The organism is Actinokineospora cianjurensis (assembly GCF_003663795.1).
GTDB classification, from domain to species: Bacteria; Actinomycetota; Actinomycetes; order Mycobacteriales; family Pseudonocardiaceae; genus Actinokineospora; species Actinokineospora terrae.
The window spans coordinates 2,612,351-2,628,889 of the sequence record NZ_RCDD01000001.1; the positions used below are offsets into that span (position 1 = coordinate 2,612,351).

Sequence of the window (16,539 nt, forward strand, 5' to 3'; positions counted from 1 at the left end):
GCTTGGCGTGCTTGGCGTGCTTGGCGTGCTTGGCGGGGCGGCTGGGTGACCGGGTGAGCGTGGCTGGGCTGCCGGGTGAGCTGTGGCTGGCTGAACGTGGGCGGGAGGTGTGGTGGGTTGTCCCCATGTCCTGGGTTGTCCACAGCCTGGCGCGCGGGCCTATTGACAGATCCGCCAACGCGATAGGTTCAGAGATGGGGCCCCGGGCCCCGGGAGGGTGGGCCCCCGGAGCCGAGTCGATCTTGATCCAGGGCCGCGGGCTTGGCCTCGCGGCGGACCAGCCGGAAAGCGGCCGGTCAGAGCGCGAGCAGGCCGCAGAACAGGCAAACCGGAGCGCGGGGTGATTGGAGCGCGAGTGTCCCGCAGAACAGGCAGACCGGAGCGCGGGCCGGTTGGGAGCGCGGGCCCGATCGGGTCAACAGGCCGAACAGGCAACGGCCCGACCAGGCAACAGGCTGATCGGGCAGTGGGCTGAACGAGCAGTCGGGCTCGTCAGGGGTGGCGGGCTCATCCGGGGTGGCGGACAGGTGGGGATGCGGGCCTGCCTAGTGCTAGGCCGCTTGGAGACGGGCCAGCCTGGTGGTAGGCCCGCTTGGCGACGAGTCCCGCCTTGTAGTGAGTTCGGAGTGGGACGGCAGAACTGCGTGGGCGGCTTTCGTGTCGCCCGTGCGTAGGTCCCTCTACTCGGTGTGCCCCGGCAGCCGCCTGAGGGTCTGCGGTGGTCTGGGTGTTGGCGATGAGTGCTGCTGGGAGTAGGGCGGGGTTGGTGATGCCTGCCGACTCGGATCCGCGTGGTGGGGAAGCGGTCGGGGGGTGGGAGTAGTGGGTGGTGCTGCGATAAGCCGAATGGGTTGCGCCGTTTCTCCGGGGCTGCCCGGCGGTGGCGGGACAATTGCGTCCTTCGGGTGAACTTCGCAGGTTGCACGGGAAGGAGCACGCGCAAAGGGCTCGTGCGTGGCGGGTGATCGACTCGGTGGGGTGGACCACTGGTGGTCGTGGTGGCCGGGTGTGGCGATCGGAGGTGTGGGGCGATCTGCGGATAGCCGGGATCGGCTGGTGGACCAATCCGGGGATCCGGCGGGCGGTGTGGGGCGGCGAAGTGGAGATCGCACCGTTTGTGGATATGCGGGCGGGTCTTGGAGGCTTCCCGGCCATGGCGACGACGCGGTCATCTCCCGCGGGTATGTGGATCCCGGTGCACGACGAGTGGGACGGGGTGCCGGTGCGGCTGCTCGGCGAGGGGGCGTTCCTGCCCAAGCCCCTGCCGTCGGACGTCGCGCTGTCCTCGCGCACGCACCGGGGCCTTGCCGACGCGCAGGAGGCGTTGGGGCGGTTGGACGAGGCGACCGTGCGGCTGCTCGACACCTCGGCGCTGGTGCGGGCAACGCAGGTGCGCGAGGTGCAGCGGTCCGCCCGGTTGGACGGGATCAGCGCGGCGCTGCTGGAGGTGCTGGTCTCACAACTGCCCGGCGTGCGCCCGGAGACGGCGGTGGAACCGGCGATCAGCAGCTACCTGCGCGCGGGTGACACCGGGTTCGCCGCGGTCGGCGCGGGCGTCACCGACCACGTGCAGCTGATGTCGTCGGTGGCCGAGGCGTTCGCCGGGGTCGACCACGCGGGGACCGGGATCTGGCGCACCCACCACTCCTGGCTCGGCGGCACCGAGCCGTTCCTGCTCGCCAGCCCACCCGGTGCGGCGAGCCGGGCGGCGTTCGAGCAGTTCTCGGCGTGGTCGTCGGGCGAGACGGAGGTCCCGGTGCTGGCCAAGGTCGCGCTGGGGCACTTCTTCCACGAGGTGGTCCGCCCGTTCCGGCACGGCAACGGCCACATCGCCCGGCTGTACGTCGGCCTCGAACTGGCGCGGTCCGGGGTGCTGCGCGGCCAGGTCCTGCCGCTGTCGACGTGGATCGACCGCAACCTCGACGAGTACCGCGCCCGCATCCGCCGCCTCGCCGACGAGGGCGACTACGAGCAGTGGATCGCCTTCTTCGCCGACGGCATCCGCACGGTCTCCCGCGACGAACTGCGGCTGATCACCGAACTGGAGGCCGCGCACGAGGCCCTGCTGCGCCGACTCCCCGGCAGGCGCACCGGCAACATCCGCAAGGTCCTCACCACCCTGATCGCCACCCCCGTCACCAACCACCGCCAGGTAGCCGAACGCCACGGCATCACCACCAAGAACGCAGGCGACGTCTGCGCCCGCCTGGTAGACGTCGGCGTCCTCCACCGCCTTGACGAAAAACCCTACGCCAAGGCGTACTACGCCCCAGACCTCTTGCGCCTACTCAGCCTGACCGGCACCACGCCCTAGATCACCAGACCAACAGACGGGCACAACAACCACGAACGCCCCCGCACCGTCGCGAGCCTCCTCTAGCAGAGAAACACCAGCCCAACGCTGCCCTTGTCCGGGACCCGCAGACACAACCAGACCAGCCCACCACCCGATTAGCCCACCACCCGATTAGCCCACCACCCGATTAGCCCACCACCCGATTAGCCCACCACCCGATTAGCCCACCACCCGATTAGCCCACCACCCGATTAGCCCACCACCCGATTAGCCCACCACCCGATTAGCCCACCACCCGATTAGTCCGCCACTCCGGATGTGCCCGCCACCCCCGACGAGCCCACTGCTCGTTCAGCCCGCTGCCTGTTCGGCCTGTTGCCCCGATCGGGCCCGCGCTCCCAACCGGCCCGCGCTCCGGTTTGCCTGTTCTGCGGCCTGCTCGCGCTCTGACCGGCCGCTTTCCGGCTGGTCCGCCGCGAGGCCAAGCCCGCGGCCCTGGATCAAGATCGACTCGGCTCCCGGGGCCCACCCTCCCGGGGCCCGGGGCCCCATCTCTGAACCTATCGCGTCGGCGGATCTGTCAATAGGCCCTCGCACCAGGCTGTGGACAACCCAGGACATGGGGACAACCCACCACATCCCACCCGGTCACTGACACTCAACCAGCAGCCCAGCCACGCTCACCCGGCTTCTCGGCGCACCAGTTCACCGGCTGCTCAGCCAAGGTAACCGGCCGCCCTGCCACGCTCACCCGGCGACCAGCGGCGTCGACGAAGACCTCCAGGCCATAGGCGCCGTCCCACAGCGCGAACTCCGCGTGCAGCGGCCAAACCTGTTGCCCCACAACGACTCAAACAGTGCTGCCCAAGGCGGAGCGGCCGGTGCGGGACGTAGCCCGGTGTCCCGCACCGGCCTTCCCCCTACCCCACCACTCGGTCGAAGTTCGCCAATGCGTGGCGGGCCACGGTGCGCCCCAGGTCGACGCCCACCTCGTCTGCCACCCGCGTGTGGATGCCCGACCACACCCGGGCGTTGACGTTGTCGCGGGTCAGGTCTCGCCAAGCCTGGTACTGGATTGTCACGCCGGGGGCCGTGGGGCTGGTCAGCGTGAACGCCTGGTGGGAGCGGGGGCCGGTGAGCGAGGTCAGCACCTGCTCCGAGAAGCCCGCGTAGGTCGCGTGGCCGCTCGGGTAGTCCGGATGCGCGGGAGTGACGTGCAGCGGGGTCCAGGAAGGCAGCCCGCCCGCGCGCAGTGCGGTGACCGGGCGCCAGAGTTGGTAGGCGTACTTCGCGTCGGATGTGGCGATCTGGGTGTCGACCGCGGCGACGTTGTACTTGGCCACCAGGGCGACGCGGTCCGGCACTGTGGCGCGGGACTCGGAGAGCGCCACCCGCAGCGGGGTGATGAAGGCCGGTTGTGAGCCCTGGTACCAGAACGACGCGATCCGAGTCTGGGACTCGGTGCGGACCGTGCTGTCGATCGAGCCGTAGTCGCGGACCTCGGCGAGGTCGCGGCGGTACCGCGCGGAGTCCAGCGCGGGCGGTGGCGCGGGGCGGAACTGGTCGGCGCGGCGCAAGGTGAAGGGCTTGGCCGCGCGGTTCCCGTACTGGATGGCCGGGGCGTACGCGGGCGGAGTCGGTTGCCACACACCAGGTCCGGCGGCGGGGACGGGGAACGGCGCGTTCACCGACGCGGGGTCCAGACCATCTCCCTCGCGCTCGGCCAGGGTCCGCCGGGCCTGGTCTGAACCAGCCGCGACGCCCCGTGCTTTCGCCGGACCGTCGGGGACGCGGGCCAGTGTGCGTGCCAACGCCTCGTCCACCTCCGCGGCCCGGCTGGGCACCAGGCGGACCAACGAGTCGTGCACGGCGGAGGCCACCGCGGCGTCGGTGAACGCCCGGTCGTGCCCGTGCCGGACCGCGCGGGCGGCGGCCAGCCAGCCGATCGCCCACGTCCGGTTGTTGGTGATCTGCGTCGGCGCGGGCGCGGCGGCCAGCACCCCCGCGGTGACGTCGTACCACTCCACCACCACGTCAACCCGTTGCCGCGCCTGGGCTTGCGGCGCGGCGACGACCGCGCTCACCACCACCGCGGCCGCCAACCCACCAAGTCGGTATCGCACGTGCCCTCCCCGTTCCGAACACCCGTCGTCACCGTTCAACCACGCGCGAGCACCGCACGTCCAGCGGGCCCACTGGGTGGATCGGGGGTTGCCTTCCCGCTGGGAGTCGGCAAACGCGCCCGGACCTCGGCTGCGCTCGGTAACATCGGCCACCCCCGGCGTGACGGTCGCGCCGACGAGAGGAGCGGGTGCGGTGATGGCCGACAAGGCCCCGTTCAACCCGTTCGTCCCGCCGCAGCGCCGGGTGGGCAAGGCCATGCTGAGCCTGCGTCCCATCGACGACCCCGCGCACGACGAGCACTACGTGGACGTGTGCGGCAGTGCCCGGGCCTACCAGCGGCTCACCGGCTCACCGGACGTGGTCGAGGACATCCTGACCACCGGCGGGTACGTGCTGGCGTTCGGCGAGTCCGGCTGCGGCAAGACCGCGCTGGTCAACCGGTGCGCGAACTGGGTGCGCGCCGCGCTGCGGGAGGCGTTGGACGCCAAGGTCCTCGTCGTCGACCTGCGCCGCCACGCGCTGGCGTTGGAGTCCTCCAGCGTGGCGACCAGGATCGGCTGGGCGTGCGGACGGCTGGTGCGGGCGCTGCGCGACGAGGACGCGCTGGTCGACCCGGCCGCCCCCGAACTCGACTCCGGCGACCCCGACCTGATCCTCCCCGAGCTCGACGCCCTGCTCGACCCCAGCCTCGCGCTGGTCGTGCTGCTGCCCGACCACCTCGACCTGGTCCGCGAGGTCCTGCTCTACGCCAGCGGCATGCTCAGCCCCCGCGTGCTCTACCTGGCCGAGTCCGCGCTGCTCACCGACGCCCAGGTGCGCGGGATCGAGCTGGCGCTGGAGGACACCCGGCCGCCGATCGTGCTCCGCTTGCGCACCTTGACCAGGGCGGATGTGGCGCGGTTCGTCGACGACCGGCTCCGCCGCCACCGCGCCGCCGGCCGCTACCCGGGGGTCGCGGACCCGGCGCTGACCGAGCTGGTGTCCACCAAGTCGGTCAAGACGCTGCAGCGGACCCTGGTCGGCACGTTCGAGATGTTGCGCGGAGAGGCCGTGAACTACAGTGAGTCCTACGCGGTGACCCTCGAGGATCTGAATCGATACACCAGAGGAATCCAGTCATGAGCGGCCTCGATCCGACCCCGGGGCGGGAGCACCGGCGCAACCCGTACACCGCGATGGCGGTCGCCACCACGTCCGTGGTCGACGGCGACGCGGACACCGCCGACGTCACCGTGGTCACCGACGCGATGCGCCGCGCGTACCGGACGCTCGACGACTACCTCGAAGCAGGCCCCGGGGCGTCCTCGGGCGTCGTGATGGCCCTGCTCGGCGACTACGGCCTGGGCAAGACGCACCTGGCGGTCCGACTGGTGCGGCGCGCGCGTGCCGCGCTCGGCGGCCCGACGAAGGCGATCTACCTCGACGCCAACGCCGAGGACTTCCTGTCGCTGTACCTGCGGTTCATGCGGGAAGTCGGCAAGGACGCCCTGGTGGCGCAGGTCCGCGACTACTACGCCGACGTGGTCGCCGCCGCGTTGCAGGAAACGGGGTTGTCCGGGGACGCGTTGCAGGCGCTGACCGCCGGGCAGGTGACCCCGCAGCGGGTCATCCGCGAACTGGGCATGCTGGAGAGCGCGCTGCTGCGGCGGGTGCAGGAGACGCTGGTCGGGGTCACCGGCGACCACGACTACAGCACGGTGCTGACCCTGTTGCTGCGCAACGGGTTCGACGACGCCGTGTGGCAGTGGCTCACCGGCGGCGAGCCGGACGAGATCCTGGTCGACCGGGGTATCGCGCGCCGGATCGACGACGAACTCGTCGCGCTGGAGGCGTTGCGGGTCATCGCGCTGCTGTTCTCGGGGCTGCGCAACCGGTTCGTGCTCGTGATCGACGAACTCGACAAGATCTTCTCCGCCCGGCACCGTCCCAGTGAGACGCTGATGGCCCGGTTCCAGGACCTGCTGGCGGTCAGCGCGCGCACCGGTGCCTGTCTGGTCCTGTGTGGACTCCCCGATGTCTGGGAGGTGCTGACCCCGGCTGTGCGCGAACGGATCCCGGTTCGGGTCGAGCTGGCCGGGCTCACCGACGCGGAGATCTCGGAGTTCCTGCTGGAGTCGCACCGCTCGGTGCTGCACCAGGACGGGATCGAGCCGTTCACCGCCGTTGCCGTGCGCACCATCGGGAGGCTGACGCGCGGGTACGCGCGGGACGTGATCAGGTTGTGCCGCAAGGCTTTCCGCCTGGCGGACAACGCCTCGGTCGCCGCGGGGGACGAGGTGCTCGTCGACGAGGCGGTGCTCCAGGCCGCCGCGGCCGACGAGTTCGGCGCGCCCAACCTCGACGACGTCGCCCACCGGATCTGGCGGCTGGCCGAGGGGCAGGGCTGGCACCCGCACCGCGACCACATGCTCGGCGCGTCCCCGGCGGCCAGGGCGGACTTCTGGATCACCTTCCCGGAGTTCGACGGTGGCTGCGCGCTGCTGGTCACGCCGTCGCTGGTCTCCGCCGCGGCGGTGGCCGGGCTGCTCGACCGGATCGCCGCCCTGCGCGCCGCCGCGCCGGGGGCCGAGGTCGTGGTGGTCGTGGTGGGCGTGCCGACCGACGTGGCCGTGGTGCGGGTGCGTGACGCGCTCGACCGCGACCCGCTGGTGGTCCGCCCGGACAGCGTGGCCGCGGATGTGTTGGCAGCACTGGAATCCGCCCGCACCCGCCTACCCCGCCGCGACGACACCGACGACGTCAGCGGCCTGCGCAGGCAGATCGACACCTGGCTCGCCCGCATCGCCAACGGCCAACGCGAACTGGCCGACACCCTCGCCCGCCGCGTCGACGACATCGCCGCGACCGTGCACCCGGTCGTCGTCCAGGACGCCACCCTGCCCCCGACCCTGTCTGGCCTGTTCGACGAGGCCACCGCCGCGCTGTCCGACCTCGCCGAGATCCGCGTGGCCCCGGAGTCCTTCGCCCACGACGTCATCACGACCGCCGACCCGCTTGTCGTCGACCTGCGGCAGCACTCCGTGGTCGCCGCCACCGGCTCGGCAGTCCTGCTGCGCCAGGTCATCGAGACGTTCCGGGTGGTACTCGCCCAGTGGTACCGCACCAGCACAACCCCCGTGGACGCCACCGCCCGCGACGTCCTGGACCGCATGTGCGACACCTACGACAACATCGCCGACTCCTTGCCATCGCGAGGCTCCCTCACGGAACTGGTGCGATCGGGACTGCTGGCGGGATCGGTGCGCCAGCGCGCGGAACGGGCCTTGGCGGACTTCAGCTTCCGGGTGCGCGAGGCCGTGCTGGACTCGGTGGCCAACCGCTGAATGCTGTGGTCCACTGTGGACGCTTGAGGGACGACTTCGAGGGGTGCTGCCTGCTCGGCGTCAGGAGTCAGGGAGAGGTGAGGTGCTGGGCCAGGGCGTGCATCTGGTGGTCGGTGTGGCGGACTCGGGTTTGGTCGAGGGTCACGCCGACGAGGTAGTGCTGGCGGGGGAGGCGGCGGTAGTAGATGGCGCCTTGTTGGACGTCGAGGACTATGCGGTGGAGGGGGCCGCCCAGGGCTTCCGAGGTGGCTTGGTTGAGCTGGTTGGCCAGGCCGGCCAGTTCGTGGCCGAGGGTGTTGTAGAGGGTTCGGCGGTCCTCTGGGGTGGCCAGTTCGTGGAAGCGGGACAGTTCGGGGGAGTCGAAGCAGTCGGCTGCCGCCAAGCGGTCGCCGCGGGCGTAGTAGGCGAGGCCGTGCAGGCCGTCCAGGCTCAGGGTGGGGAGCAGGGCGGCCAGGATGTCATCCGGGCCGGAGGAGCGCAGGACGGGTTCGGCGGCGGGGATGGCGGGGCCCTCGTCGGCGAAGCCGCCGTGGTTCTGGGTGGGCAGGCGGTCGGCGGCGCGCAGGTGGTCGACGACCCCGGCCAGCGCCGCGTCGGCCCGCTCCCGCTCCGCCACCGACGCCGCGGCCGCGACGGTCCCGATCACGTGCCGCCCCGGCCGCACCGTCTCGCAGAACACCGCGCCACCCTCGGCGTCCAACACGGTCCGGATCAACCGCCCCGTCCGCAACGGCTGCACCTCCCGGTCCAACCCCCGCCACGCGACGGCCAACCGGACCCCGAGCCGCAGCACCGCGTCCCACCGGTCCGCGCCCGCCACCCGGTTCACCCCGTACACGAAGTCGTCCTGGTCGAAGAACCCGACGCAGTCCAACCCCGGCGCGGCCGCGATCGCCCCGCGCAACTGCTCCGGCAACTCGACCGGCACCTCGGCGTGCTCATCAGCGGTCTCGACCCGCCAGCCCGTCTCAGGCACCGCCCACCTCCCGGGATCTCCCAGCCACCGCGCAGACGGCATGCAGACGACGAAGGCGAGCGGCAGTGCCCCCAGGCGGCGTGACCCGGATCCGCTCGCAGGCGGCTCTGGACTGCCTGCCCGGCTCAGACATCGCCGGCCTCCAGCATCGGCGCTCGTGCAGTTGTGCCGACGAGGACGAGCGGAATCCCCCGCGGTGCGACCTGGATTCGCGCGCGACCGTCGGCGGCTTCGGACTGCCTGCCGGTGTCCGACATCGCCCACCTCCCAGGACTCAACCCTGGGGGCGAGCCGGTGCCTGCGAGGGGAACAGCAGGATCCTCCGGCGGTGTGATCAGCGCGGTGGCGGGTATGACCCGCTGGCCTGTCTCAGGCATCGCTCACCTCCCTGGACCCGGCCCTCGCCCAAGCGGCCGACTGGTGACGAGGAGGGCGGGCGGCGACGGTTTCCGTTGGTGTGGCCGGGGTTCGCTTGGGTTCACCGGTGGCGTCAGCCTCAGATCTGCGGGATGTCGACATCGATCACCTGCCAGGGGCCGGGGGCGCCGTCGGCGACCTGGGTGTTGGTGGTGGCGGTTGTGGTGAAGGGGTGGTCGAGGGGGAGGTACTCCTCGCAGGCGGCGTGGGCGGTGGTGGCGATGGTGAGCGCTTCGGGGCGGTTGCCCGTGGCGGCGGTGGCGGCGGCCAGGGTGATCGTGGCGGCCAGGGTCCACGGGTGGGCTCGGCCGAGGGTCGACTCCAGTGTGGACTGTGCGGCGCTGATCTCGACCAGGCCCGCGTCGGCCGCGCCCCTGGCGTCCAGGGCGAGGCCCAACCCCAGCTTGCCCAGTGCCACGAACGGATGCGAGGCAGTCAACCCGATCGTGTCCACCAAGCCGGTCAGCGCCGACCTTGCCAGGCGTTCGGTCTCGGCGGGTTCCCAGCCGTAGACGCGTTGGGTCGCGGCGAGGGACAGCATGCAGGCGAACCGGTCGGGGTGCGTGTCCCGGCGGACGGAAGTGAGGTGGCGCAACGCGTTGGTGATGTCCGCCCGGGCGGATCGGGGGTCGCGGCCGCGTTTGGCGATGCCCAGGTGCCACTCCATGCTGCCGCGCAGTTGCAGGTCGCCCCAGTGCGTGTGCCGCGCCTGCCTGCTCGCCTCTTCCAGGTACGCCTCGGCTTCCGGCAGCCCCAACTGCGACGCGTAGATGCCCGCCTTGCCCAACGCCCACACGGTGTCCCTGTGGTCGTCGCCGTACAGGCGGGCCAACCGCTCCAGGTGGGCGCGCTGGGTGCGCAGCGCGGATCCGGCGTCACCGGCGAGGAACTCCGACACGGCGAGGTTGTTGGTCGCCCACTGGGTCTCCGGGTGGTCCGGACCGAGCACGGCGGCGTGGTGCTGCCGCGTCACGGTGTCCTGCACCAGCGCGTCCGCGAACCGCCCGAGGCCGCGCAGGTTGCCGCCCCGGTCGCGCGCGGTGGCCAGGGTGCGCGGGTCGGCCACCCCGTGCACCCGCTTCTGCACCCGCAGCACCGCCTCGTCCAGCGCCAGCGCGCCGTCGCGGTCGCCCAGTTCGCGGCGCAGGTTCGCCAGTTGCGTGCCCATCCGCAGCCGCAGCTCGTCCTGCTCGCCGAAGCGCTCGGTCCACGACTCGAACACCTCCTGCCCGGACGCCAGTGCCGCGCGCCGCACCCCCACCCCGCCGAAGGCGAAGAAGAACCTGGCCTGGTTCACCAACCACCTGCGCACCGCGGGGTCGTCGCTGCCGGTCGCCCCGGACGGCCCGATGTGGGTGCCCAGCTCGACGAACCGCGCCCGGTGCCCGGCGGTCACCTCGAACGGCGCGTACCCGGCCAACGCCCGCAGCACCGCGGTCCGCCGCGCCAGCCTGGTCGCCGGGTCGATCAGCTCGGCGATGGTCGAGCGCAGCACGTCACCGACCCGCACCCGCTCCCGACCCCAGTCGACCTCGAACAACCCGTAGCGCTCACCCAGCCACAACGCCCGATCGATCAACGGCGGGAACACCAGCAGCTCGTCGGCCGCAGGCCCGATCCCCAGCCCGAGCTCCGCCCGCCACGGCAGGGACCGCACCAGGTCCAGGGCCGCGCCGAGCGGGGACAGGAACGCGCCGAACTCGGCCACCAGGGCCGCCACCGCGCCCAGGTGGCGGTCGATCGGGGCTAGACCGGGGGTGTCGTGGTCGCGGGCGGTGGCAAGAGTCAGCCGGGCCATCCGGTGGATGGCGGTGGGGCCGGTTGTGTCGGCGCGCAGTCGGGACAACAGGTCCGTGCCCGCTACCTCGGCCGCTTCATAGACATCCAGGTAGCTCGACCTCGTGCCGTCTGTCAGAACCGTGACTTGCTCGCTGAGCCAGCACGCGGCCAGGTTCAGCGCCAGCGGCCAGTGGTCGAGCTCGGCGGCGACCTGGGCGGCCATCTCGGGTGGCAGCCCCGTCGCACCCCGGCGGACCAGCGCGGCGCCCTGCTCGGTGGACAACCCCGTCACCGGGACCTCGGCGTCCACCTCGTCGCCCTCGGCCACGCTGGCCACCGTGATGATCACGTGGCCCCGACCGCTCTTCGGCAGCAGGTCGACGATCGCGGACACCTCGGGCACACCGTCGTAGACCAGCAAGAACCGCAGGTTGGTGTCAGAGGCGAACCGATCGAGCGCGGCCATGCTGCCGTAGTGCTCCGGCTCGGCGCGTAGGCGGCTCGCGAGTTCCGCAAGCTGCACGAGGGTGGCTTGCGGCTCATGCGCTGGTAGCCACCACACGACGTCGTACGCGAAGGCGTTGCGGTGAGCGTAAGCGAGAGCCAGTTCCGACTTACCGACTCCGTGCGCGCCGGTCAACGCCACGGTGGTGACACCGTCCGACGCAGGTAGCGCTGCCCGCAGCCGGTCTAGCTCAGCGTCCCGGTGGCCGAAACGAACGCTGGACGCAGGTAGCCCGAACACCGCCGACGGCAGACCAGGCACCTTCGGTGGAACGTCCGGCGGCAGCGGCGGTGTCGGGTAGCCGAGACCGCTGAACAGCCGCTCCCGCAGCACGTCGACCCGGTCGCGCACCGACCTGAGCATGGCCTCGCTGATCCGCCCACCGGGCACCGACACCGGGTGCAGCAGCACATCCGCGCCACCCGGATCCGCCGACCCGAGCGCGGCGATCCGCACCACCGGCAGGTCACCGGCGCCCGCCTCGCACACCGACACGTTGACCTCGGCCAACTCCGCCGCGACCCAGTCCACCCACGGCCGCAGCGCCGGTTCCGCGGTCACCACGACCCGCTGCTCGTCACCCACGTCGATCCCGGCCACGCGGCGGTACCGGCCGCGCACCAGCTCACTGACCCGCCGCGGCGCCACACCCCGGTCGGCGTCGACCATCGTCGCCAGCCGCACGTACCGGGACCACAGGTCGTCGGCTTCCTCCGCGACGACCGCGAGCAAGGGGGTGGCGGTGACATAAGACAGCTCGGGCAGCTCTACATACGGGTCGGTCAGCCGCGAGCGAGGAGGCAACACCGGGCCGAACGCCTGCCGGATCGCCGTGCGCAACCCGTTGACGCGGTGCTCGGCGTCGTCGACCCGGAACCGGGTAGCCGCGACGACGATGTCGACCCGTAGCGGCGCCGATCTGCGGACAGCGTCAACAGTGTCGACCGCGGCACCTAGCGTCGGTACCAGCGGCTCGAAGCACACGACGACCGTGTCCCCGAGAACGCTTGCCGCGCGCAGGGTGGCGCTGTGGCCACCAGAGGGCAGCGCTACCAACACATCGTCGTAGTCAGCGGTGGTCAGGGTCTTACGCAGGTCGGCCAAGGCGTGTTCGTCGACCGTGGTGTGCCGCAGCGACGGCAGCCCACCATCGAGGGAGAGCACGTCAACCGACCCAGGCAGGCTGGGAACCACGTGCGCCGCCAACTCCCGCTGGTCGCGCACTCGGCCGCCGCCAGCGCCACCGACCGCCTGCGCCGCCGCCCACACCTTGTCCGGGCACGCCTGCCGCCCGGTGTGGAAGACCCGCAGGTAGTCACGCACGGAGGTCAGTTCGTCCGACCAGTCGAGCACCAGGACCCGCCGACCGGCCCCGGCGAGCACACCGCACAGGTTCGCGACGGCGTCGACCCGGCCCGCGTTGTCCACCACGGACACGAACACGGTCACCACGGCCTGGCCACCGGTCGTCGGCACGCTCATCGCGGTCCCCTCACCCGGCCGTCCCACCCGACAGCGAGCTCTGGTGCGCCTGGTACCGGGTCGGCAGCGCGGCGAGCTGACCGAGCACCCCGGCCAGCGACTCCCGCAGCACGCACTCCGGCAACGCGGCCAGCTTCGCGAAATCGAGGGCGGAAACGTCGAGCAGGTGTGAGCGCAACACCCCCGAATCCCCCGGGGAAGGGCTTTCCGAGCCGTCCACCCGCACCCCCTCCGGCGAATCCTGGCGCACCCGACGCGATACCCGACCCGCTCGAACCCCCGATCGGACCGGTCTGCTTCCCCGACCCTATCCGCCGGTGCGTCGCGGAGTGCTCACGCGGAGCGAAGATACACCGATCAGCCGACACCCGTGGCCGCCTCGGCCGTGTTAAGTGGGAGTCGGACCCGGGCCGCCGCGCGCCGCCCGGGGCGCACGCGTGCGGGTCGGTGGACCGCGGGAAGCCGTGCGCGGGACCGGTGTGCGCGGGGACGGGGAGGCGGATGCGGGCACGGCTGCCGACGCGCCAGTTCGTCGTGAAGCTGCACGGCCGCTGCGACCTGGCCTGCGACTACTGCTACGTCTACGAGATGGCCGACCCGCGGTGGCGCGCCAAGCCCGCGGTGATGGCCGGGGCGACCGTGGCCGCGCTGGTCGAGCGGGTCGCCGAACACGTGGTCGCGCACGGGCTCGACCACGTCGACGTCGTGCTGCACGGCGGCGAGCCGCTGTTGGCGGGCCCGACGCGGATCGAGTCGTTGGTGCGCGCGGCGAGGGAGCGGATTCCGGCGCGCGTCGCGTTCACCGTGCAGACCAATGGGATGCGGTTGGACGAACGATTCCTGGCGCTGTTCGCCGAGTGGGACGTCCGGGTCGGGGTAAGCCTCGACGGGACAAAAACGGGACATGACCGACATCGTGTCCGTCGTGACGGCCGTGGAAGTCATGACGCGGTCACCGCGGCGCTGGGAAAACTGACCGGACCCGATTTCCGGCACCTGTTCGCGGGCTTGTTGTGCGTGATCGACCTCGCCGCGGACCCGCTGGCGACCTACCGCGAACTGCTCCGCTTCGACCCGCCGGTCGTCGACTTCCTGCTGCCGCACGGCAGTTGGAGCCGCCCACCGCCCGGCAGGCACCCGGGTGACCCGGCGACCCCGTACGCCGACTGGCTGATCCCGGTGTTCGACCAGTGGTACGGGGAGTCACCGCCGCGCACGGTGGTGCGGCAGTTCGCCGAGGTGATCACCCTGTGGCTGGGCGGGACGTCCGGGGTCGAGGGACTCGGCGCGCAGGTCTCGCCGCCGCTGGTCGTGGCCACCGACGGGGCGATCGAGCTGTCGGACATCGTCGCCGCCGTGGAGCCGGACGCGGTCGACACGGGGCTCAACGTCCTTGCCGACCCTTTCGACGCGGTGGCCCTACCGCCCGCCGTGTTGGCGCACGAGTGCCTGACATGCCCGGTCTTAGCCGCGTGCGGTGGAGGTCACCCAGCGCATCGTCATCGCGCGGGAGAGGGGTTCGCGCACCCGTCGGTGTACTGCCCTGACCTGTTCCGGCTGACCAGCCACGTTCGGGCGCGGTTGGTCGACGACCTCGCCGCGCTGACATGAGCGCCGAGCTGGTCCGGCACACGCTGTCCGGGGCGGTGTTCGACGACCTCGCGGCGGGTGGCGGCGGGCCGGACGTGGCGCGGGCGCTGGTGTCCGCGCGCCGGAGTCGGACGGTGGCGTTCCTCCGGCTGCTCGCGGTGGATCCGGCCGCTACCAGGGCGTTCGCGGTGTTGGGGGAGTTGCACGCGCGTGATCCGGTGGCGGTGAACCGGGTGCTGGACGATCCGGTGGTCGGGCTGTGGGCGACCTCGGCGTTGCTGCGTCGCGGGATGCCGGGCTGTCTGTCGCACGTCGTGGCGGCGGCCGCGATCCGGGCGGGGGCAGTGGTGGACGTGCCGGATCCGTTGGTCGCTGTCCTGCCGTCGTTGGGGGCGCTTGACCCTGTCGCCGGGGTCGTGCGGACGGATCGGTTGCGGTGGAAGGCTTTTCCGGCGGTTCGGCTGGCCCCTGGGGTGAGGTGGACCCTCGGTGGGTGGCCATCCGGACTGCTGCCGGAAGGGTTGGGGGTTGCCGCGACGCCGGACCTGGGTCGGTGGCGGGAAGGGTTGTCCGGTGCTTGGGAGCTGCTGAGCGCGGATCACCCTGTGCTGGCTGAGGAACTGGCCGTGTTGGTCACCGCTGTGACACCATTGGAACCGTCGGACGTGGGGGAGGCGAGCGCGACTGTGGGGGACGCGCTCGGGTGTGTGTTCCTGTCACTTAGCGCTGACGCCGAGACGATGGCGGTAACGCTGACGCACGAGTTGCACCACGCCAAGCTGACCGTGCTGATGGACCTCTTCCCCTTGTTCGATCTCACCGACACACGGCTGTTCCACGCCCCCTGGCGGACTGACCCCCGTCCCATCGCGGGCCTGCTCCACGGTACTTACGCGCACCTGGCCATCGCCGCGTTCTGGCACGACCGGCAACGGATAGCGCCGTCTTCCAGAGCCCGCCGAGAGTTCGCCCGGTGGCGTGAGGCAACGTGGACGGTTGCGCGGACCCTGCTCGACAGTGGGGCGCTGACGCCGCTGGGGCAGCGGTTCGTGCGGGGGATAGAGGAACAGGCTTCAGGGTACGGCCGGTAGGGACGTCGGGATTCGGTCCAGGATATGGGCTCCTGCGGTGAACAGGACGTAGGTCACGACGATGGCCGGGGCCACAACCGTAACCGTGCCGGGAAAGTTCGGCTCTAGGAGCAACGCCAGGACGATCGCGGTTAAGCCGTTCTGCTGGCTTAGGGCAAGACACCAGCGGTCGTATCGGGGAAGGCGGATGGCGATAAGAGAGCCGACCAGCATCTGCGCCCCGAACGCCGCTACCCCTAGCAGCAGCCCTTTCAACAGCAATCCCAACGATCCTGGCCCCACGACGCCCGCCAACACCGCTCCCAGCGCGACCCCTGCCAGGAGCAGCGCCCCGGTCAGGATCCGCTCGACTGCCTTCTCCGCCCGGGGTTCGCCTTCGAACGGCCGCACCACGAGCCCGGCCAGCGCGATGCCCAGCATCAGGCCCTGCGTCGCCGCGACCGCGAGGGCCGCTGGTGCTGCCAGGAGTACCAGCCATCCGGGAAGCCGGGAGCGGAGGAGGAGCCACAGCCCGGCCACCACGACCGCGTACCCGGCGTTGAGGAGCAGGCTGGTCCCGAAGTCCGCCAAGCCCGCGGCGAGGACACCCGGTGTCCCGAGCGCGAACGCGGAGAAGTAGACGACGAGCAGCACGGTCACCGGATCGTCGAACGCCGCCCACGCCGACAGGATCGCCTTGGCCCGCTCCGACATCCGCCGATCCATCGTCGCCGCCACCGACAACGGATCAATCTGCGCGACCGCCACCCCCAGCACCACACTCACCGGCCGCGAATCAACCAAGTACATAACCCCGGCAATCAACGCAGTCTTAGCCAGCACGCCAACGGTCACCGCGAGCACAACCACGCCTACATTGCCCCGCAACTCCTCTAGCGCAATACCCCGCGTACTCCCGTAGAGCCCAACGGCAAGCAACACCACGACAAACAGGTGGTACGCCGCGCTCGTGTGCA

Annotated in this window: 11 protein-coding genes; 5 read left to right on the forward strand and 6 right to left on the reverse strand. The window is 71.4% G+C overall.

From position 1 onward, the window contains the following. The first annotated feature begins 1,153 nt into the window (after positions 1 to 1,153). The gene (locus CLV68_RS11725; protein ID WP_170224223.1) at positions 1,154 to 2,314 is read left to right on the forward strand and encodes a Fic family protein; all 1,161 of its coding nucleotides are present in this window, start codon (positions 1,154 to 1,156) and stop codon (positions 2,312 to 2,314) included. Positions 2,315 to 2,954: 640 nt separating this feature from the next. Here CLV68_RS11725 and CLV68_RS33340 read toward each other — a convergent pair. Together CLV68_RS33340 and CLV68_RS11730 are read right to left on the reverse strand one after the other, a co-directional pair. Next, a complete protein-coding gene (locus CLV68_RS33340) occupies positions 2,955 to 3,140 on the reverse strand; it encodes a hypothetical protein (protein ID WP_147459951.1) in 186 nt (61 codons plus the stop codon). 76 nt (positions 3,141 to 3,216) lie between these two features. Further along, positions 3,217 to 4,419, reverse strand: coding sequence for a vanadium-dependent haloperoxidase (locus CLV68_RS11730; RefSeq protein WP_246009768.1), 1,203 nt, complete (start codon positions 4,417 to 4,419; stop codon positions 3,217 to 3,219). Positions 4,420 to 4,615: 196 nt separating this feature from the next. Between CLV68_RS11730 and CLV68_RS11735 the strand changes: the two genes are divergently transcribed. Continuing rightward, entirely contained in the window at positions 4,616 to 5,542 is a 927-nt protein-coding gene (locus CLV68_RS11735) for a hypothetical protein (protein ID WP_121390383.1), read from the forward strand. Next, positions 5,539 to 7,743 (forward strand): hypothetical protein, encoded by a 2,205-nt coding sequence (locus CLV68_RS11740; protein ID WP_121390384.1) that lies wholly within the window; start codon positions 5,539 to 5,541, stop codon positions 7,741 to 7,743. The genes CLV68_RS11735 and CLV68_RS11740 overlap by 4 nt, the downstream gene beginning before the upstream one ends. Before the next feature lie 67 nt (positions 7,744 to 7,810). Here the strand turns inward: CLV68_RS11740 and CLV68_RS11745 are convergent, their stop codons facing one another. The 3 genes from CLV68_RS11745 to fxsA all read right to left on the reverse strand — a co-directional run bounded on the left by CLV68_RS11745 (position 7,811) and on the right by fxsA (position 13,083). Further along, positions 7,811 to 8,719: a hypothetical protein gene (locus tag CLV68_RS11745; protein WP_121390385.1), complete on the reverse strand. Its 909-nt coding sequence runs from the start codon at positions 8,717 to 8,719 to the stop codon at positions 7,811 to 7,813. A gap of 496 nt (positions 8,720 to 9,215) precedes the next feature. Next, on the reverse strand, positions 9,216 to 12,902 hold the full coding sequence (gene fxsT, locus CLV68_RS11750) for an FxSxx-COOH system tetratricopeptide repeat protein (RefSeq protein WP_121390386.1): 3,687 nt from the start codon (positions 12,900 to 12,902) through the stop codon (positions 9,216 to 9,218). A gap of 10 nt (positions 12,903 to 12,912) precedes the next feature. Next, positions 12,913 to 13,083: an FxSxx-COOH cyclophane-containing RiPP peptide gene (gene fxsA, locus CLV68_RS11755; RefSeq protein WP_170224226.1), complete on the reverse strand. Its 171-nt coding sequence runs from the start codon at positions 13,081 to 13,083 to the stop codon at positions 12,913 to 12,915. Positions 13,084 to 13,403: 320 nt separating this feature from the next. On the opposite strand from fxsA, the gene CLV68_RS11760 reads away from it, so the two are divergent. Beyond that, the gene (locus CLV68_RS11760) at positions 13,404 to 14,513 is read left to right on the forward strand and encodes an FxsB family cyclophane-forming radical SAM/SPASM peptide maturase (RefSeq protein WP_121390388.1); all 1,110 of its coding nucleotides are present in this window, start codon (positions 13,404 to 13,406) and stop codon (positions 14,511 to 14,513) included. Then, positions 14,510 to 15,583: an aKG-HExxH-type peptide beta-hydroxylase gene (locus CLV68_RS11765; protein WP_121390389.1), complete on the forward strand. Its 1,074-nt coding sequence runs from the start codon at positions 14,510 to 14,512 to the stop codon at positions 15,581 to 15,583. Before CLV68_RS11760 ends, CLV68_RS11765 begins: the two co-directional genes overlap by 4 nt. Here the strand turns inward: CLV68_RS11765 and CLV68_RS11770 are convergent. Beyond that, positions 15,566 to 16,348, reverse strand: a complete 783-nt coding sequence (locus tag CLV68_RS11770; RefSeq protein ID WP_147459952.1) for a hypothetical protein — start codon at positions 16,346 to 16,348, stop codon at positions 15,566 to 15,568. The genes CLV68_RS11765 and CLV68_RS11770 overlap by 18 nt on opposite strands. Between the last annotated feature and the right edge of the window lie 191 nt (positions 16,349 to 16,539).